The sequence below is a fragment of the Nonomuraea sp. NPDC005692 genome (assembly GCF_040631115.1).
Classification (GTDB): domain Bacteria; phylum Actinomycetota; class Actinomycetes; order Streptosporangiales; family Streptosporangiaceae; genus Nonomuraea.
Genome location: NZ_JBEXYU010000001.1, coordinates 467,111 through 484,678 on the forward strand (window position 1 = coordinate 467,111; position 17,568 = coordinate 484,678).

Annotated in this window: 19 protein-coding genes; 7 read left to right on the plus strand and 12 right to left on the minus strand. The window is 72.4% G+C overall.

Going from position 1 to position 17,568, the window contains the following annotated elements; translation table 11 throughout:
* Positions 1 to 32 precede the first annotated feature (32 nt).
* A complete protein-coding gene (locus ABZ459_RS02190; protein ID WP_357964727.1) occupies positions 33 to 1,637 on the minus strand; it encodes a Na+/H+ antiporter in 1,605 nt (534 codons plus the stop codon).
* Positions 1,638 to 1,700: 63 nt separating this feature from the next.
* Positions 1,701 to 2,774 (minus strand): hypothetical protein, encoded by a 1,074-nt coding sequence (locus ABZ459_RS02195; RefSeq protein ID WP_357964729.1) that lies wholly within the window; start codon positions 2,772 to 2,774, stop codon positions 1,701 to 1,703.
* A gap of 392 nt (positions 2,775 to 3,166) precedes the next feature.
* Here ABZ459_RS02195 and ABZ459_RS02200 point away from each other — a divergent pair, with 392 nt between their 5' ends.
* Positions 3,167 to 5,140, plus strand: coding sequence for an ATP-dependent DNA helicase (locus ABZ459_RS02200; protein ID WP_357964730.1), 1,974 nt, complete (start codon positions 3,167 to 3,169; stop codon positions 5,138 to 5,140).
* Between the two features lie 283 nt (positions 5,141 to 5,423).
* Here ABZ459_RS02200 and ABZ459_RS02205 read toward each other — a convergent pair whose 3' ends face one another.
* The 6 genes from ABZ459_RS02205 to ABZ459_RS02230 are packed head-to-tail and all read right to left on the minus strand — an operon-like array spanning position 5,424 to position 10,015.
* Entirely contained in the window at positions 5,424 to 6,176 is a 753-nt protein-coding gene (locus ABZ459_RS02205; RefSeq protein ID WP_357964732.1) for an SGNH/GDSL hydrolase family protein, read from the minus strand.
* Positions 6,173 to 6,607 (minus strand): type II 3-dehydroquinate dehydratase, encoded by a 435-nt coding sequence (gene aroQ, locus ABZ459_RS02210; protein ID WP_352363963.1) that lies wholly within the window; start codon positions 6,605 to 6,607, stop codon positions 6,173 to 6,175. The genes ABZ459_RS02205 and aroQ overlap by 4 nt, the downstream gene beginning before the upstream one ends.
* Complete coding sequence (gene aroB, locus ABZ459_RS02215; protein WP_357964734.1) at positions 6,604 to 7,674, minus strand: 3-dehydroquinate synthase; 1,071 nt, start codon at positions 7,672 to 7,674, stop codon at positions 6,604 to 6,606. Before aroB ends, aroQ begins: the two co-directional genes overlap by 4 nt.
* On the minus strand, positions 7,671 to 8,171 hold the full coding sequence (locus ABZ459_RS02220; protein WP_357964736.1) for a shikimate kinase: 501 nt from the start codon (positions 8,169 to 8,171) through the stop codon (positions 7,671 to 7,673). The genes aroB and ABZ459_RS02220 overlap by 4 nt, the downstream gene beginning before the upstream one ends.
* 37 nt (positions 8,172 to 8,208) lie before the next feature.
* Entirely contained in the window at positions 8,209 to 9,390 is a 1,182-nt protein-coding gene (gene aroC / locus ABZ459_RS02225) for a chorismate synthase (RefSeq protein WP_357964738.1), read from the minus strand.
* 43 nt (positions 9,391 to 9,433) lie between these two features.
* Entirely contained in the window at positions 9,434 to 10,015 is a 582-nt protein-coding gene (locus ABZ459_RS02230; RefSeq protein ID WP_357964740.1) for an A24 family peptidase, read from the minus strand.
* 266 nt (positions 10,016 to 10,281) lie between these two features.
* On the opposite strand from ABZ459_RS02230, the gene ABZ459_RS02235 reads away from it, so the two are divergent.
* The gene (locus tag ABZ459_RS02235; RefSeq protein ID WP_352363953.1) at positions 10,282 to 10,665 is read left to right on the plus strand and encodes a hypothetical protein; all 384 of its coding nucleotides are present in this window, start codon (positions 10,282 to 10,284) and stop codon (positions 10,663 to 10,665) included.
* 23 nt (positions 10,666 to 10,688) lie between these two features.
* A complete protein-coding gene (locus ABZ459_RS02240) occupies positions 10,689 to 11,069 on the plus strand; it encodes a hypothetical protein (protein ID WP_357964741.1) in 381 nt (126 codons plus the stop codon).
* Positions 11,070 to 11,204: 135 nt separating this feature from the next.
* On the opposite strand, the gene ABZ459_RS02245 is transcribed toward ABZ459_RS02240, so the two are convergent.
* On the minus strand, positions 11,205 to 11,741 hold the full coding sequence (locus tag ABZ459_RS02245; RefSeq protein ID WP_357964742.1) for an SseB family protein: 537 nt from the start codon (positions 11,739 to 11,741) through the stop codon (positions 11,205 to 11,207).
* A 101-nt stretch (positions 11,742 to 11,842) separates the two neighbouring features.
* Here ABZ459_RS02245 and ABZ459_RS02250 point away from each other — a divergent pair, with 101 nt between their 5' ends.
* Positions 11,843 to 12,451: a nucleotidyltransferase family protein gene (locus tag ABZ459_RS02250; protein ID WP_357964744.1), complete on the plus strand. Its 609-nt coding sequence runs from the start codon at positions 11,843 to 11,845 to the stop codon at positions 12,449 to 12,451.
* A 24-nt stretch (positions 12,452 to 12,475) separates the two neighbouring features.
* Here ABZ459_RS02250 and ABZ459_RS02255 read toward each other — a convergent pair whose 3' ends face one another.
* A complete protein-coding gene (locus ABZ459_RS02255) occupies positions 12,476 to 13,567 on the minus strand; it encodes a ring-opening amidohydrolase (protein ID WP_357964746.1) in 1,092 nt (363 codons plus the stop codon).
* A gap of 180 nt (positions 13,568 to 13,747) precedes the next feature.
* Between ABZ459_RS02255 and ABZ459_RS02260 the strand changes: the two genes are divergently transcribed.
* The 3 genes from ABZ459_RS02260 to ABZ459_RS02270 all read left to right on the plus strand — a co-directional run bounded on the left by ABZ459_RS02260 (position 13,748) and on the right by ABZ459_RS02270 (position 16,275).
* Positions 13,748 to 14,416 carry an alpha/beta fold hydrolase gene (locus tag ABZ459_RS02260; protein WP_357964747.1) on the plus strand — a complete coding sequence of 223 codons (669 nt, stop codon included), beginning with the start codon at positions 13,748 to 13,750 and terminating at the stop codon, positions 14,414 to 14,416.
* 58 nt (positions 14,417 to 14,474) lie between these two features.
* A complete protein-coding gene (locus ABZ459_RS02265) occupies positions 14,475 to 15,155 on the plus strand; it encodes a TMEM175 family protein (RefSeq protein ID WP_357964749.1) in 681 nt (226 codons plus the stop codon).
* An 88-nt stretch (positions 15,156 to 15,243) separates the two neighbouring features.
* Positions 15,244 to 16,275, plus strand: a complete 1,032-nt coding sequence (locus tag ABZ459_RS02270) for an FUSC family protein (protein ID WP_357964751.1) — start codon at positions 15,244 to 15,246, stop codon at positions 16,273 to 16,275.
* A 158-nt stretch (positions 16,276 to 16,433) separates the two neighbouring features.
* On the opposite strand, the gene ABZ459_RS02275 is transcribed toward ABZ459_RS02270, so the two are convergent.
* Positions 16,434 to 16,970 carry a carboxymuconolactone decarboxylase family protein gene (locus tag ABZ459_RS02275; protein WP_357964753.1) on the minus strand — a complete coding sequence of 179 codons (537 nt, stop codon included), beginning with the start codon at positions 16,968 to 16,970 and terminating at the stop codon, positions 16,434 to 16,436.
* On the minus strand, positions 16,967 to 17,518 hold the full coding sequence (locus ABZ459_RS02280) for a peroxiredoxin (protein WP_357964755.1): 552 nt from the start codon (positions 17,516 to 17,518) through the stop codon (positions 16,967 to 16,969). The genes ABZ459_RS02275 and ABZ459_RS02280 overlap by 4 nt, the downstream gene beginning before the upstream one ends.
* Positions 17,519 to 17,568: the final 50 nt, after the last annotated feature.

A 17,568-nucleotide genomic window follows, 5' to 3' on the forward strand; every position in this document is an offset into this window, starting at 1 on the left:
CCGGCCGATGCCCTCGGCGGCGCCCGGCGGGGTCAGCGTTCGAGGATGGCCTCCTCGAAGTCGAGCTGGGCCATCACCTCGCGCAGCACCTCGTCGTCGAGACGGCGCTCGTCACGCAGGCGGACGAACACCTCGCGCTCGGCCGTGAGCATGTCACGGCGCAGCCGCCGGTAGATGCTGCTGGGGGTCTCGGCGCCGCCCTGCGCGGTGCCGCCGCCCAGCCGTTCCCACGCGGTCAGCGACCGCCGCCACGACTTCTCCCTGAGCTGGTCGATGACCTGCTTCTTGATCTCGTCGGGCTCGCCCTCCTGCTCGACCAGCCGTTCGAGCTCGGCCAGGCCCGCCTCCAGCGCGGCCTGCTGGGCGGCCGCCTCGGCCAGCGTGTCCTCGTAGCGCTCCTGCTCGCTCGACACGCGCAGCTTCCTGATCAGCGCGGGGAACGTCATGCCCTGGATCAGCAGGGTGCCGATCACCGTGGTGAACGTCAGGAACAGCAGCATGGCGCGGTCGCGGGCCGGGATCTCCGGCGGGATCGAGAACGCCGCCGCGAGCGACACCACGCCCCGCATGCCGGCCCAGCCCAGGATCACCGTCTGCTGCGGGCTGGGCGCCGGGCCCCGCCGTACGAGCTTGACCAGCGGGGTGAAGGCGAACACCCACACGAACCTGGACACGATCGTCACCGCGAGCACCGCCAGCGCGTAGCCGGCGACCTGCCAGGGGCTGTAGCCGGTGATGCCCTGGACCACGGTCACGAGCTGCAGCCCGATGAGCGCGAAGACGATCGACTCCAGGAAGAAGTCGGTGACCTTCCACACCGCGTCGGACACCAGCCGGGTGCCGAACCCCCGCTGGTGCATGCGGTTGCCCAGGTAGAGGCCGACGACCACGACGGAGATCACGCCCGAGGCGTGCACCGGCTCGGGCCCGAGCCCGGAGACGTGCACGGACTCGGCCGCGAGATAGGCCGCGAACGGGATCAGCAGCATCAGCGTGTTCTCGACCAGCGAGTCGCGGGTGTGCTGGAACACCCAGGCGAACACGAACGCCAGCGCCAGCCCGATGGCCACCCCGCCGAGCGCCGCGAACAGGAACTGCGCCACGCCCTGGAACAGGTCGATGCTGCCGCCGACGGCCGCCCCGATGGCCACCCGGTAGGCCGTCAGCGCCGTGGCGTCGTTGAACAGGCTCTCGCCGATGAGGATCGTCAGCGACTTGCGCGGCAGCCCGAGCCGCCGGCCCACGGCGACGGCCGCGACGGCGTCGGGCGGCGCGATGATCGCGCCGAGCGCGAAGGCGGCGGCCAGCGGGAGCTGCGGCAGCAGCAGGTGGACGACCAGCCCCACCACGGCCGTGGTGAACAGCACCAGGCCGATCGACAGCAGCGCCACGGCCCGTTTGACGTCACGCAGGCGCAGGTAGGAGCTGTCGAGCGCGGCCGAGTAGAGCAGCGGCGGCAGGAACACGAACAGCACCAGCTCCGGCTGCAACGGCACGGCCGGCACCAGCGGCGAGACCAGCAGGCCGGCCGCGACCAGCAACAGCGGGGCCGGCCAGCCCCGCCGCCGCGCCACGGCCGCGACCGCCACCGCGCCACCGGCCATCAGCAGCAGTTGCAGGCCCATGGTCGGGTTCAACGACGCTCCTCCAGCTCGCCCGGGTGGATGCCGAGAGCGTACCCGGCGGGCGGGAGGAGGGTGTCACCACTCCCGGCGGTCGTGCCCGTCGCCGTAGTCCTGCTGCTGGTCGGGGCGCAGGCGTTCGCCGGTCGAGAACAGGGGGTCCGTCACGTAGGGACGGCCCATGTTCGGGTCGGACGACTGCGGCGGGTACTCCTGGCGGCCGAGCGCCAGCAGCGGGTCCACCGGGTTGGGCGGCGGGGACTGCTGGTAGCCCTGGTAGTTGTCGGCCGCGCGGTAGGAGTCCTGGGCGGGCGCGGGGTTGCGCCTGCGGCCGGCGCCGGGGATGCCGTGCATGGGAGTGCCGAGCCCGGCCGTGCTCTGCGGCTGGGCCTGATGCTGCGGCTGGGCCTGATGCTGGGGCTGGGGCTGGGGCGGGGACGGCGGCTGCTGGTAGGAGCCGTACGGGTCCGCGGAGTACTGCTGGGCCGGCGGGAAGGGGTCGGCGGCCTGGGACGGGAAGCCGAGCGGGTCGGTGCTCAGCGGCGCCGGACGGCGCTGGTCGGCGGGCAGCTGGTAGACGGGCTCGTTGCTGTCGACGTACTGGGGGCCGGTGAAGGGGTCGCCGGTGTACTGGGGGCCGCTCAGCGGGTCGCCGGTGTACTGCGGGCCGCTGAAGGCGTCACCCGTGTACTGCGGGCCGCTCAGCGGGTCGCCCGTGTACTGCGGGCCGCTGAACGGGTCGCCGGTGTAGTGGGGGCCGCTGTGCGGGTCGCCGGGGTACTGGGCGGCGGGCTGCTCGACGTACTGGGGGCCGGTGAAGGGGGTGCGCTCGCCGTACGACGGCGTCTCCCGGGGGCCGGTGGTCTCGCTGTAGGAGGCCACCAGCTTGTCCTGCGGCGCCGGGCCGCGCGCGACCAGCACGTCGTTGGGCGACAGCGACGCGGTGGGCCGCTCGTCGAGCGCCGGCGGCGGAGGCTGCTGCTGGGCGTGCTGGGGCGGCCGATGGTACGTCCCGGTGCCCGGCATGACCTCGGTGCCCGGCATGATCTCGGTGCCCGGATCGGCCGCGGGCACCGCGGGCTGCTCGCCCGTGGCCTCGGCGTAGCCGTCGTCGAGCGTGTCGAGCAGCCTGCCGACGTCCTCCATCGGCATGCGGAAGCTCGCTGTGCACATCTCCCCTCGCCACAGGCTGAGGACCAATGTGCCCTCATGCCACGTGACCCGGAGGCACCGCTCCTGACCTCGTGCATCGAAGAAGACTTCGCCGAACGACGGCAACGGGACAACTTCCGACATGGCAGACATACTGCTTTAACCAGCCTTTATTCGTCCACTCAACCCCGGAAAACCCTACCTAACCGCTCTCACCATCGAGACCGTGAACCCCTTCGATCACACCAGCAAGATCTTCCTGACCAGTTGGAGTTCCGTTCGACAGTGTGCCACGCGAGTCCCGCGGGGAGCCCGGGAACGCCGGGATGCGCATGGCCGGACACGCCGCGTCCCGGCGCGCCGGCCCGGGATAGCGGGTACCGTTGACGACCGTGCCGGACTCCCATCTCCCGTCAGTGGACGAACTGCTCAGCATCGCGGTCGGCGCTCTCGGAGGGAGCGAACGGCAGGGCCAGGTCACCATGGTCAAGGCCGTCCAGAAGGCCATCGACGACGAGGAGCACCTGGCCGTCCAGGCGGGCACGGGCACCGGCAAGTCGCTGGCGTACCTGGTGCCCTCGATCCGGCACGCCATGGACAGCGACTCCCCCGTCGTGATCTCCACGGCCACCATCGCCCTGCAGCGCCAGCTCGTCGACCGCGACCTGCCCCGGCTGGCCGAGGCGCTGGGCAAGGAGCTGCCGCACGAGCCGACGTTCGCCATACTCAAGGGCCGGCGCAACTACCTGTGCCGCTACAAGGCGACGGCGGGCTGGCCCGAGGAGGACGAGCAGGACCAGCTCTTCGACCCGCGCGAGGTGAGCGCGACCGGCCGCATGGTCCAGCGCATCCAGGAGTGGGCCGACGAGACCGAGACGGGCGACCGCGACGAGCTGGTGCCCGGCGTGAGCGAGCAGGCCTGGCGGCAGTTCTCGGTGAGCGCGCAGGAGTGCCTGGGCGCCACCCGCTGCCCGAGCGGCCCCGAGTGCTTCGCCGAGCTGGCCAGGGCGCGCGCGGGCGAGGTCGACGTCGTGGTGACCAACCACGCGCTGCTGGCCATCGACGCCATGGGCGACCTGCCGGTGCTGCCCGAGCACGAGGTCGTGGTCGTCGACGAGGCCCACGAGCTGGTCGACCGGGTGACCTCGGTGGTGACCAGCGAGCTGTCCGAGGCGTCGGTGATGCTGGCCGTGCGCCGCGTCGGCCGGCTGATCGAGCAGCCGCTCGCCGACCAGCTCATGGAGGCGGGCGAAGACCTCAAGGCGCTGCTGGCCGCCGCGCCGCCCGGCCGCATCGACGAGCTGCCGCAGGTGCTCGGGCTCACGTTGCAGCTCATCCGCGACACGGCCTGGCGCTGCATCACCGCCATGGGCCCGCGCAACGCCGACAAGGACGACCCCGACAAGGCGGGCCAGCGCAAGGCCGCCTTCACCGCGCTCGACGAGGTGCACGACACCGCCGTGCGCATGCTCGACGCCTACGGCCACGCCTCCGAGGCCGACCGCGCCGAGGTGGTCTGGCTCGACGGCGCCACCGACCGCCGTCCGCCCATGTTGCGGGTCGCGCCGCTGAGCGTGAGCGGCATGCTGCGCGACCGGCTGTTCGGCGAGCGCACGGTGGTGCTCACCTCCGCCACGCTCGCCCTCGGCGGCACGTTCGAGGGTCTGGCCGCGCAGTGGGGGCTGGGCGACAGCAAGCGCTGGCAGGGCATCGACGTCGGCTCGCCGTTCGACCACCCGCGCGCCGGCATCCTCTACGTCGCCAAACACCTCCCCCAGCCGGGCCGCGACGGGCTGCCGCAGCAGTATCTCGACGAGATCACCGAGCTCATCGAGGCGGCCGGTGGGCGCACGCTGGGGCTGTTCTCCTCGATGCGCGCCGCCAAGGCCGCCACGGAGGCGCTGCGCGAACGGCTCGACGTGCCGCTGCTGTGCCAGGGCGACGACTCGACCATGCTGCTGGTCAAGCAGTTCGCCGAGGACGAGCCGACCTGCCTGTTCGGCACGTTGTCGCTGTGGCAGGGGGTCGACGTCCCCGGGCCGTCGCTGCGGCTGGTCATCATCGACCGGGTGCCGTTCCCGCGTCCCGACGACCCGCTCACCTCGGCCCGGCAGCGGCACGTCGCGGCGCGCGGCGGCAACGGGTTCATGTCGGTGGCGGCCAACCACGCCGCCCTGCTGCTGGCCCAGGGCACCGGCCGGTTGCTGCGCGCCCAGGACGACAAGGGCGTCATCGCGGTCCTCGACCCGCGTCTGGCCACGGCCCGTTACAGCGGTTTCCTGCTGGGATCGTTGCCGCCGTTCTGGCGTACCACCGACCCGGCCGTCCCCCGCGCCGCGCTCAAGCGCCTGTCCACCGAGTCCTGACCGTCGCGGGCCCGCGGGGGCCACGGAGTGGGGCAAGGCGGGCTCGCGTGACGGCGGCCCGCCGGTGAAGGGTCAGCGGGCGTTTCCTGGAAGGCCACCGGCCCCGTACGGCGGGTGGCCTGACCAGGCGAAGCCGTAAGGAAAAAAGCCCGATGCGAAAAGTCGAGCACAGTTCTTGAAGATCGCCCCAGGCGGAGGGAACGCCCCTCAGAGCCGGCCTGATGAGGCCACAGAACAGCCCCTCAGAGCCCGCCTGATCCGGGAACGGCCCTGCAGGGGGAAGTCAGAACGGGGTGAGGTCGGGGCGCTTCGGGGTGAGGCCGTCGCCGGAGGAGGTGCCGCGCAGGCGGCGGGACATCCACGGCACCAGGTGCTCGCGGATCCACTGGGCGTCCTCGCGGCGCCGCGCCCGCGGGTCGACCAGCCGATCCGGCCACTCCTTGCGCCAGTCGTCGAACGGCACCCCCAGCACATCGAGCACGCGGGCCGCCACCAGCCGGTGGCCGTCCTCGTTCATGTGCAGGCGGTCGGTGCTCCAGGCCCGCCAGTCGCGTAGCCCCTGCATCGACCACTGGTCGACCAGCCGGCAGCCGTAGAGGTCGGCGATGGAGCGGATGTGCAGGTAGAAGATGGCGAAACGGCCGCGCAGCCGCCGCATCAGCGGTGTGTCGCGCGGATCGACCCCGGTGAACAGCAGCACGTCCGCGCCTCCGGCTCGCAGGTCGCGCACCGCGCGGGCCAGGCGCTTGGCCATCACGTCGGGGTCGCTGCCCGGCCGCAGCAGATCGTTGCCGCCCGCGCAGAAGCTGACCAGGTCGGGGCCCATCTCGATGGCCCGCGGCACCTGCTCGGTGATGATCTGGTCGAGCAGCTTGCCGCGGACGGCCAGGTTCGCGTAGCGGAACGCCGGGTCGTCGGCGGCGAGCCGTTCGGCCACCCGGTCGGCCCAGCCGCGGTAGTGCCCGTCGGGGCCTGGATCGTTCAGTCCTTCGGTGAAACTGTCCCCGAGGGCGACGAAGGACTTGTATTGCCTCATGAGCTGCTGTTCATCTCCGCGATAGCGTGTAGCGCCAGGACGTAGGACTGTAGTCCGAATCCGGCGATCGTGCCCGTCGCCACCCCGGCGACGACCGAGGTGTGGCGAAACTCTTCCCTCGCCGCGGGGTTGCTGATGTGCACCTCGACGAGCGGGGCGGTGCGCTGGGCGATGGCGTCGCGCACGGCGTAGGAGTAGTGGGTGAAGGCGGCCGGGTTGAGCACGACGGGGATGCGGCCGTCGGCGGCCTCGTGCAGCCAGCCGATCAGCTCGGCCTCGTCGTCGGTCTGGCGCACCTCGACCTGCTCGCCGAGCTTGCGGCCGGTCTCGCGGCACAGCTCGGCGAGGTCCTCCAGCGTCTCGGCCCCGTAGACGTCGGGCTCGCGGGTGCCGAGCCTGCTCAGGTTGGGGCCGTTGAGCACGAGGATCATCGCGCGATCTCCTTGTAGGCGGCTTCGAGCAGCTCTTCGGCGGGGTCTTCCAGACGCCCGGGCCTGGCCAGGTCGTCGAGGACGACGAAGCGCTGCTTGGCGCCCCGGTTCTTCTTGTCCAGCCGCATGTGGTCGCGCAGCCGCGGCCAGGCGCCGGCGTGGTAGGAGACCGGCAGGCCCACGGAGGTGAGGATCGCGCGGGTGCGGGCGGCCAGGTCGGCGCGGCCGGACAGCCGGGACAGCTCGGCGGCGTAGACCATGCCGATGGCGACCGCCTCGCCGTGGCGGATCGTGTAGTGCTCGTCGCGCTCGATGGCGTGGGCGAGGGTGTGGCCGTAGTTGAGGATCTCGCGCAGGCCCTGCTCGCGCAGGTCGGCGCCCACGACGTCGGCCTTGACGCGGATCTTGCGCTCGATCAGCTCGCGGGTGTGGGGGCCGTCGGGCCTGGTGGCCCCCTCGGGGTCGGACTCGACCAGTGTGAGGATCTGCGGGTCGGCGATGAAGCCGCCCTTGATGATCTCGGCGAGCCCCGCCACGTAGTCGGCCTTCGGCATGCCGGGCAGCACGGCCAGGTCGCAGAGCACCCCGGCGGGCGGCAGGAACGTGCCCACCAGGTTCTTGCCCTCGGGGGTGTCGATGCCGTTCTTGCCGCCGACGGCGGCGTCGACCATGGCCAGCAGCGTCGTCGGCACGAGCACGACCTGCACGCCGCGCAGCCAGGTGCCGGCCACGAACCCGGCCAGGTCGGTCGTCGCGCCGCCGCCCACGCCCACGACGGCGTCGGAGCGGGTCAGGCCGTGGCGGCCGAGCGCGGACCACAGGCCGGCGGCCACCTCGGGCGTCTTGCACGCCTCGCCGTCGGGGACGGGCAGGTCGGCCACCTCGTAGCCGGCCTCGGCCAGCGCCGCGAGGACCGGGCGGGACAGCTCGGGCAGGCCCTGCGGGCGGACGACGGCGACCGTGCGCACGCCCGGCCGGAGCAGGCCCGGCAGCTCGGCCTGCACGCCGCTGCCCACCACGACGTCGTAGGGGCTGTCGCCGGAGACGGGGATCCGCGTCGCGGTCATGCCGGCAGGCCCTCCAGGATCTCGTCGGCGAGCTCGCCGGGCTCGCGCTTGTCGGTGGCGAGCGTGACCACGGCCAGGCGCTCGTAGACCGGCCGCCGCTCCTCCATCAGCTTCTTGAGCTGGCTGCGCGGGTTGAGCACGAGCAGCGGCCTGGCCGAGCCGAGCCCGACCCGCTGGACCGCGTCGGCCAGGCCCACCTGCAGGTAGACCACGTGGTGGCCGGCGAGCAGGGCCTGGGTCTCCTTGTTGAGCACGGCGCCGCCGCCGAGCGACAGGACGCCGTCGTGCTCGGCCAGCGCGCGGCGCACGGCCTCGTGCTCCAGCTCGCGGAAGCGGGCCTCGCCGTCCTCGACGAAGATGTCGGAGACCGGCTTGCCGGCCACGGCCTCGACGTCGGCGTCGGTGTCGCGGAAGGCGACGCCGAGCCGCTCGGCCAGCAGCCGCCCGATCGTGGTCTTGCCGGATCCGGGCGGGCCGATGAGCACGGCTCTGGTCACTGGTCGCTCACCCCTTCTCGTTCGCTCCGCGAGGCCGTCACTTGATCACCATCGAGGAGAGGTAGCCGGACAGGTTGCGGGCGACCTCCTCCACCGAGTCGCCGCCGAACTTCTCCAGGGCCGCGTCGGCCAGCACCAGCGCGACCATGGCCTCGGCCACGATGCCCGCGGCCGGGACGGCGCACACGTCGGAGCGCTCGTGGTGGGCCTTGGCCGCCTCGCCGGTCTTGACGTCGATCGTGGCCAGGGCCCTCGGCACGGTGGAGATGGGCTTCATGGCGGCACTGACCCGCAGGACCTCGCCGTTGGTCATGCCGCCCTCGACGCCGCCCGCGCGGTTGGTGATGCGCTTGACGCCGTTCTCGGCGGTGTACTCGATCTCGTCGTGGGCGCGCGAGCCGGGCCGGCGGGCGGTCTCGAAGCCGTCGCCGACCGCGACGCCCTTGATCGCCTGGATGCCCATGAGGGCCGCGGCGAGCCGGGAGTCGAGCCTGCGGTCCCAGTGGGTGTAGCTGCCCAGGCCGGGCGGCAGGCCGTAGGCGAGCACCTCGACGACGCCACCGAGCGTGTCGCCGTCTTTGTGGGCCTGGTCGATGACGGCGACCATGGCGGCGCTGCCCTCGGGGTCGGAGCAGCGGACCGGGTCTTCGTCGATCCTGGCCAGGTCGCCGGGGCCGGGCAGCACCTCGGTGGGGGTCTGCGCGCCGCCGATGGAGGTGACGTGGCTGATGATGTCGACGCCGAGCGCCTGCTTCAGGAAGCGCCTGGCGACCTCGCCGAGCGCGACGCGGGCCGCGGTCTCGCGGGCGCTGGCCCGGTCGAGCACCTGGCGGGCGTCGTCGAAGCCGTACTTCTGCATGCCGGCCAGGTCGGCGTGGCCGGGGCGGGGACGGGACCTCGGCGCGTTGCGGGCCAGGCCCTCCAGCTCGGCCGGGTCGACCGGGTCGGCCGACATGACCTTCTCCCACTTGGGCCACTCGGTGTTGCCGACGCGGACGGCGACCGGGCTGCCCATGGTGCGGCCGTGGCGCACGCCGCCGACGATCGTCACCTGGTCCTGCTCGAACTTCATCCGCGCGCCGCGGCCATAGCCGAGCCTGCGGCGGCGCAGGGCCTCGTCGATCGCGGCCGTGGTCACCTCGACCCCGGCGGGCAGTCCTTCGAGGATGGCAACGAGTTCGGGGCCGTGGGACTCTCCGGCCGTCAACCAGCGCAACATGACTCCAAGTCTTCCACGTGCGGCCGGGTGGGATGTCCGTCGTTCACCAGCCGAGACAGAGCGCCACGAAAGCACCGAGCAGCATGAACGGCCCGAAGGGGAACTGGGTGTGCCGGTCGCCCCGCCCGGTGAGCAGCAGCGCGACCGCGTAGAGCGCGCCGAGCACCTGCCCGGCGAACGCCGCGGCCACCCACGTCTGCCAGCTCATCGCCGCCGCCGCCATGCCGATGAGCCCGGCCAGCTTGACGTCGCCGAGGCCCATCGCGGCCGGCCTGGCGAACCACAGCAGGCCGTAGACGGCCGCCAGCGCCGCCGCGCCGAGCAGCGCGCGCGGCAGCTCCCCGGTGGGCAGCAGGGTCAGTGCGATGATCGGGTACGCGGGCAGCGTGATCGCGTCGGGCAGCAGGCTGGTACGCCAGTCGATGACCGCCAGCGCCGTGCCGGCCAGCGCGAGCCCCGCGTACGGCGGCCCGGCGAGCCAGGCGGTCAGCGCCGTCACCGCGGCGGTCAGCAGTTCGACGCCGGGCGGCCAGGACGGCGGGGACGCGAGGTCGTCGTAGGCGTCGGCCAGCGCCCTGACCTGGTGTCCGGCGACCAGACCGAGCAGCGCCATCAGTGCGACCACGAGCAGACACTAATGCGGCGGCCCGGCGGCCGTCCCGGGATCGCGGCGGGCGGCCCGGGTATGGCGTGCGCCAAGAGCGAACCCCCGTCCCGGCGGGCCCTCGCGCCCCGGACGGAGGGCCGCGACGCGCGCCGGCGGTCATGGGTTCGGGGGCGATCCCCCAAGGAACTTTGATCGTCCGGGCCGGGGTGGCACGCGGCTGCGGGGGTGGTCAGGAACCTACTTTCTGTCGTGGCCCCCCGGAAGAGTGACCGAGAGGAAGACCCATGTTCCGTGGCATCCTGGCCGGCGGCCTCGCGCTGAGCGCCGCAAGCCTCATCATGACCGGCCCCGCCGCGTACGCCGACCTGCAGGCCCCGTACGCGCGGGCCGCGGCGATCGTCGACGCGGACGGCGAGCTGAACAACGGCAAGAACATCCTCAAGACGTGGCGGGCCTCGACCGGCCGCTACTGCGTGATGGTCGACAGGCACGTCACCACGTCCGCCGCGGTGATCCAGATCACCCCGCGGGCGCCCCGCCGCCTGCCGTTCATCGCCTACCGGAACTCGTCGGCGACCTGCCACGAGTCCAACACCATCACCGTCGGCGTCTACGACACCAGCACCGGCCGGCTCGCCGACGGCGGCTTCGACCTGACCATCTCCTGACCGAGAACCGAGGGAGCACCCATATGAACATCATCCGGCGCGCCGCCGGCGTCGCGCTCGTCGCGGCCGCCGTCCTGACGCCTGCGGCGGCGTACGCGGACACTCCGTACGCCCAGGCCTCCGCCACCGTCAGGGCGGACGGCGTGGAGACGGCCAGCAAGAACGTCGAGGAGGTCAGGCGCATGTTCCGCGGGACGTACTGCGTGATCCTCGGCGAGGACGTCGACTACGACGGCGACCTGGCGATCCACGTGACGCCGATCGGCCGGTCCACCTACCCGCGCTCGCTGTCGGTGCAGCGTGAGGCTGCGGTCTGCGGCGGGCACTACCGGGCGGTCGCGGTCTACAGCCAGCTCGCCGACGGCGTGGCGGCCGACACCGGGTTCTACCTGACCGTCTCCTGACGACGTCCGGCGAACGCCCCCGGCCGGTGCCCGCCACCGGCCGGGGGCGTTCGCCGCGCCCGGCTCACGGGAGGGCGCGGTGATCAGCCGCTGCTGTGGGGTGGCGCGGGTTCAGCGTGCGGAAGCAAGCGGTGTTCAGCCGTTACGGCGGGAGAACCAGCGGCGGCGGGGCGGGGCGGGCTCCATCCTGGCGACGGTGACGCCGCCGAGCTGGTCGACGGTGCCGGACTCGACCGCGGCCAGCGCCCTCAGCACCTCGCCCTCGATCACGAACTGCACCGGCCCGGCCACGTCGACCACGACCGCCGCGGCCTCCTCGTGCACGGCCGCCCGGCAGACCTGGAGCGTGCCGGTCTGGATCGGGCGGGCGTCCTTGCGCCACCTGGTCAGCGCGTCGGTGCCGGTGAAGGCGAGCACCGCGTGCCGGCCGTCCTGGCCGACGAGCTTGGGCAGCGCCATCTCGCTCTCCTTCTCCTGGCGCAGCCCGTGCTCACCGACCTCGGACTCGGTCAGCAGGGCGACCACCGGCACCAGCAGCCGCGCGCCGCTCAGCGCGGCCAGCACGTCGGCGGGGCCGCACGCGCCCGCCTCGTAGGCGGCCAGGGCGGCGGCCACGGCGGGGGCGGCGCTGCCGTCGTCGTCGGGGTCGAGTGGCTGTGGGATGGTCGGCACAACGAACGAGACTACCCGCGGGCCCCACCGCCCCCGTTCCTGGAGGCGCCCGAACGGCGGTCCGGCGGTGTTCTGTCGGGGCGGGGTGCTAGACAGGGGCGGTGCGGATCTCTCGGCTCCCCCTCGACGAGCAGACGGCGGCCGTGCGGGCCGTGCTGGAGACCGACCCGGTCCTGGTGCGGGTGCTCGGCGGAGCTCTCGCGCTCGGCCTGCCCGGCTGGTGGCTGGCGGCGGGCGCGGTCGTCCAGGCGATCTGGAACCACGTGACCGGCCGACCGCCGGGCTACGGCGTCAAAGACTACGACCTGATCTATTACGATCCGTCCGACCTGTCGTGGGAGGCGGAGGACCGCGCGATCAGGGCCGGGCGGGAGCTGTTCTGCGACGTGCCGGTGGAGATCCGCAACGAGGCCCGCGTCCACCTGTGGTACGAGAGCCGCTTCGGCGTGCCGTGCCCGCCCTACGACAGCTCCGAGGCCGCGATCGACTCCTTCCCCAGCACCACGAGCGCGATCGGCGTCCGGCTCACCCCTTCGGGGGCGTGGCGGATCTACGCCCCCTACGGCGTGGCCGACGCCTTCAACCTCGTGCTGCGTCCCAACCCCCGGCAGGCGCCGCGCGAGGTCTACGAGGCCAAGGCGGCGCGCTGCGCCGAGGCGTGGCCCGAGGTGACCGTGCTCCCCTGGTGCCCGCCGAGTCCGGCCGGTTAGCCGAGGTCGGTCAGCCGAGGTGGGTCAGCCGAGGTCGGCGATGGCCGCGACCGGCCCGCCGCCCGACGGCCCCTGGTGCACGGCGGCCACCGAGACGAACACCGCGGGGTCGCCGGTGACCGAGGCCGCCACCCCGCCGACGGCCGCCTTGATCTGCCGGTGCCAGTGCACGTCGGAGTCGTCCAGCATGATGTTGCGCCGGCCGCGCACCCGTCCCGACGGGTCGGCCTCGCACTTCATGAACACGTTGACCAGCCGTCCGCCGAGGTCGGAGGGGTGGGGGCGGTCCGGCAGCGGCAGCCCGGAGTCCCTGATGGCCTCCCAGATGCCGTCGGCGTCGAGCGCGTCCTTCATGACGCTGTGCCCGATGCGGTAGCGCCCGCCGATGCCGCGTACGTTCCCCACCAGCACGATCTGCGCCCGGTCCAGCTCCACCCCCGACGAGCACGACGCCACCGACGAGTACAGCGACAGGTCCTTGTGGATCTGGTCGGCCCGCGGCATGTCGATCTCGCCGAGCGCGACGGCGATGCCGAGCGCGGTGGTGGAGTTGGACAGGTCCATCGACGGGCCGGTCTCCTCGATGGCGGTGTCCTGGCCGCGGCTCCTGGCCTCGGTGATCGTGGCCAGGGTGAGCAGCGGCGTCTTGGTCTGCACGTAGTGCACGTCGCGCGGGTCGTCGATGCCGGCGATCTTCATGGCCTCCCGCACCCCGGCGGCCACCTTCTCCACCATCGCCGGACGGCCGATGTCCTCGGGCAGGATCACCTCGCTCATCGCCACGCCCACCGACAGGCGCGGCTCGTCGCTCATCGGCGCGTCCGCCGTGGTGGCGAAGACGGTGGCGTGCGGGCTGAGGACGCCGTCGGTGCCGCCCGACCACACCAGCGGCACGCTCTCGGGGGCCGGGTGGCCGTGCTCGGCCAGGACCTCGCGGAAGGCCCGGTCGGCCAGGATGCGCGTGTAGTCGTTGACGCCGCCGTTGCCCTCGGTCTTGCCGATCACCGCGAGCACCCGGTGCGCCTCGATCACCCCGTCCGCGATGAGCCGCGACAGCCCGGAGGCGTCGGTCACGCTCTCGATCGGCACCTTTCGCACTTCAATCGGGTCCGGCATGCGTTGCCCCTTCTCCAGTACCGGCTTCCCCACCGTCGCGACGCTAGCCGAGCGGCCCGGCGGGGTTCATGGGCAATGTCTGCCCATGAACGGCCGCGGCGATGTCAAGGTCCGCTGGCTGGTCAAGCTCTCGGCGGAACCTTGAAGCGCTCAAAGGCACCGAAGGTAGTGTTCCCGGATGTGATTCGCGAAGCCCACGTCAACGGCATCAAGCTCGTCTACCGCGAGGAGGGCGATCCCGCCGCTCCGCCGCTGGTCCTGCTCCACGGCCGTACCGCGAACCACAACGACTGGAACGGCATCACCCAGCACTTCGCCGCCCGTCACCACGTCCTCGCCCCCGACCTGCGCGGCCACGGGGCCAGCGACCGTCCGGGCGAGTACGCGGTGGGCACGATGGCCGAGGACGTCGTGGCGCTCCTCGACCACCTGGGCCTCGACCGCGTCCGGCTGGTCGGGCACTCGCTCGGCGGCATGGTCTCCTACCACGTGGCCATGCGCCACCCCGAGCGGGTCGAGCGGCTGGTGCTGGAGGACGTCACGGCGCCGTACCCGATCGAGGGACGGCAGCCGCTCGTGGAGGACGACTCCACCGGGTTCGACTGGCGGATGATGCACCAGACCGAGCCGTACATCGTCGACCCCGACCCCGCGCTGGCCGCCGAGCTGGGGAAGATCACGGCGCCCACGCTGGTGCTGTCGGGCGGGCGGCTGAGCCCGTTCGACGCCCCCGGGCTGGCCCGCCTGATCCCCGGCGCCGAGCTGGTCACGATCGAGGCCGGGCACCTCGTCCACGCCACCGAACGGGCCGCCTTCCTGGCCGCGGTGGACGCCTTCCTGGACAGGTGAGCCCCGGGACGTCCGGGCCTCTATGCTGGTCACCCCCCACGATCCACGGAGACCCGCTGTGTCCAGCCCCCCACAGGCCCCCCGTCCCGGCATGACCCCGGAGCGGGTCGGGATGTTCAGCGACGCGGTCTTCGCGATCGCGATCACGCTGCTCGTCCTGGAGATCCCCCGCCCCGCGGAGGACGACTTCCGTGACCTCGCGGGCTTCCTGAGCCATCACCAGGGCTCGTTCGCGGCGTTCGTGCTGGCCTTCCTCATGTTGTGGTTCAGCTGGCGGGCCCACCACACGCTCTTCGACCAGCTCCACCGGGTCTCCCAGCCGGTCCTGCTGCTGCACGTGCCGCTGCTGCTGTTCTCGGCGTTCCTGCCGTACACGATGAACCTGTGGAGCGAGATGTCGGCGGCCGACGTCGACGTCCAGGCGTCCAAGGGGCTGGCCCTGGCGCTGTTCGCGGGGACGGAGGCGATCCTGATGTTCTGCCAGGGCGCGCTGTTCACGCTGGCCCTGACACAGGGGCTGCTCAACGCCAACGCGAGCAGGCGGCGCATGGCCACCTCGGCCTGGGTGTACTGGGGCTGCGGCGTGCTCTGGGCGGTCAGCGCGGTGCTGGCCTTCGGCGTCGGCGAGGACTCCACGTACGTGTGGATGGCCACGCCGGTCGTGGTCGCGGTCATCGTGTTCGTCCGCAGGCGGCTCGCCCCCGGCGTGGTTCAGCCGGACGTGACTGGGCAAACGTGACCTCAATGTCACAAAGATCCGCCAGGGTGAAAAGGTGCGAACGAGGCTCAGCGATCACGTAAGGGAACGACTGGGCACGTTCGGTCTCATGGCGCCCTCGATCGCGCAGTGCGCGGTGGGCGCGGCGCTGGCCTGGATCGTCGCCGTCGACCTGCTCGGGCACGCCCGGCCGTTCTTCGCGCCGATCTCCGTGCTGATCTGCGTCGGCGTGGGGCTCGGCCAGCGGTTGCGGCGCGTCGCCGAGCTGGTGGTGGGCGTGAGCCTCGGCGTCGGCGTCGGCGACCTGCTGGTGTCCTGGATCGGCTCGGGGCCCTGGCAGCTCGCGCTGGTCGTCGGGCTGGCCATGGCCGTCGCGCTGCTGCTCAACGGCGGGGCGCTGTTCGTCGCGCAGGCGGGCTCCTCGGCGGTGCTGGTGGCCACGCTGCTGCCCGGCGAGAACGCCGGCGGCCTCGACCGCATGGCCGACGCCCTCACCGGAGGCGTCATCGGCGTCGCGGCGGTCGCGCTGATGCCCGCCAGCCCGTTCACGATCGCGGCCAAACACCTGTCGGGAGTGCTGGACGCGCTGTCCACCGTCCTGGAGCAGGCGGCGGAGGCGATCGAGAAGCGGGACGTCGACCTGGCCGCCGAGGCGCTGGAGGAGGCGCGGACGACGCAGGCCGCCGTCGAGGAGTTCGCGATGGCGCTGGAGACCAGCAAGGAGATCACCATGATCTCGCCGCTGCACTGGCATCGCCGGGCCGCCCTGGCCCGGTACGAGACCGCCGCCACGCCCGTCGACCTGGCCCTGCGCAACGCCCGCGTGATGGTCCGCCGCACGCTGGCGGCGCTGGGCGAGGCGAGCCCGCCGCCCACGGCGCTGGCCGAGGCGATGCGGGAGGTCTCGGAGGCGGCGCTGCTGCTGCAACTGGAGCTGGCCGCCGGACGCGATCCCCTGCTGGCGCGGCAGGCGCTGCTCGCGGTGGCCGGCCGGGAACGGCCCGAGCGGCTGGGCTTCTCGGCGCACGTCATCATCGCGCAGCTGCGGTCGATCGCGGTGGACCTGTTGCAGGCCACGGGGCTGGAGCACGAGCAGGCCAGCCAGGCGCTCACCCCGCTCGACGAGCCCCAAAGCAGCTAGGCCACAGAGCAGCCAGGGCCGCCCTCCCGCGCACGTCTCCCATGCGCGCCTCCCGCGCACGCCTCCCCGCGCACGTCGAAGGCGGGCACCCGTACGGGCACCCGCCTTCTCGGTTCTGCGCTGTCGCGGTTCCACGCTTCCGTGGTTCCGCGGGGAGGTCAGACCGTCTGGAGCGCGGCCTCGGCCTCCACCGTCGCGGCGGTGGCGTTGATCACCGCGGCCACCCGCAGCGCCTCCTGGACCTGCTCACGCGGCATCCCCGCGCCCCGCAGCACCTGCTCGTGCGACTCCAGGCAGCGGCCGCAGCCGTTGATCGCGGAGACCGCCAGGCACCACAGCTCGAAGTCCGTCTTGTCCACGCCCGGGTTGCCGATCACGGTCATCCGGAGCCTGGCCGGCAGCGTCGCGTACGTCTCGTCGCCGATCAGGTGGGTGGCGCGGTAGTAGACGTTGTTCATCGCCATGATCGACGCGGCCGCCTTGGCGGCGGTGAACGCCTCGGCCGACAGGTTGTCGGCGGCGTCCTGCGAGAGCTCGGCGATGACCCGCGCCGACCTGGTGGCCAGGGCGCACGCCAGGACGGTGCCCCAGAGCTGCTGGTCGGTCAGCGACGAGGTGGTCGTGACCGAGCCCAGGTTGAGCCTGGTGTCCTTGGCGTAGTCGGGCAGGAGCGACTTCAGGGTGTCGACGCTCACTGGGCCAGCAGCTTCTGGGCGTCCAGGCCGGCCTCGCCCTTGTTCCAGTTGCACGGGCACAGCTCGTCGGACTGCAGGGCGTCGAGGACCCGCAGGACCTCCTTGACGTTGCGGCCCACGGAACCGGCGGTCACCATCGAGAACTGGATCTCGTTGTTCTGGTCGACGATGAACGTGGCGCGCTGGGCGACGCCGTCCTGGCCGAGCACGCCGCAGGCCTGCGACAGCTCGCGCTTGATGTCGCTCAGCATCGGGAAGGGCAGGTCGCGCAGGTCCTCGTGGTTCTTGCGCCAGGCGTGGTGCACGAACTCGGAGTCGATCGAGACGCCGAGAACCTGGGCGTCACGGTCGGCGAACTCGCCGTTGAGACGGCCGAACTCGGCGATCTCGGTCGGGCAGACGAACGTGAAGTCCTTCGGCCAGAAGAACACCACGCGCCACTTGCCCTCGTAGGTCTTGTGGTTGATCTCAGCGAACGCCTTGTCGGGGTCGAGGTCGACACAGGCCGTGAGTTCGTACTCGGGGAAGCGGTCACCGACGGTGAGCAAGTTCCTACTCCTTCGGAGGAAGTGCGGGTCAGGGCACCTACGTTGCCGCA

Excerpts from the sequence above, each read along its gene's own strand:
- ABZ459_RS02255 (WP_357964746.1), bottom strand. The coding sequence starts at position 13,567 with ATGCCGGACCCGATTGAAGTGCGAAAGGTGCCGATCGAGAGCGTGACC.
- ABZ459_RS02240 (WP_357964741.1), top strand. The coding sequence starts at position 10,689 with ATGAACATCATCCGGCGCGCCGCCGGCGTCGCGCTCGTCGCGGCCGCC.
- ABZ459_RS02205 (WP_357964732.1), bottom strand. The coding sequence starts at position 6,176 with ATGAGGCAATACAAGTCCTTCGTCGCCCTCGGGGACAGTTTCACCGAA.
- ABZ459_RS02270 (WP_357964751.1), top strand. The coding sequence starts at position 15,244 with ATGGCGCCCTCGATCGCGCAGTGCGCGGTGGGCGCGGCGCTGGCCTGG.
- aroC (WP_357964738.1), bottom strand. The coding sequence starts at position 9,390 with ATGTTGCGCTGGTTGACGGCCGGAGAGTCCCACGGCCCCGAACTCGTT.
- aroB (WP_357964734.1), bottom strand. The coding sequence starts at position 7,674 with ATGACCGCGACGCGGATCCCCGTCTCCGGCGACAGCCCCTACGACGTC.
- ABZ459_RS02195 (WP_357964729.1), bottom strand. The coding sequence starts at position 2,774 with ATGCCGATGGAGGACGTCGGCAGGCTGCTCGACACGCTCGACGACGGC.
- aroQ (WP_352363963.1), bottom strand. The coding sequence starts at position 6,607 with ATGATCCTCGTGCTCAACGGCCCCAACCTGAGCAGGCTCGGCACCCGC.
- ABZ459_RS02235 (WP_352363953.1), top strand. The coding sequence starts at position 10,282 with ATGTTCCGTGGCATCCTGGCCGGCGGCCTCGCGCTGAGCGCCGCAAGC.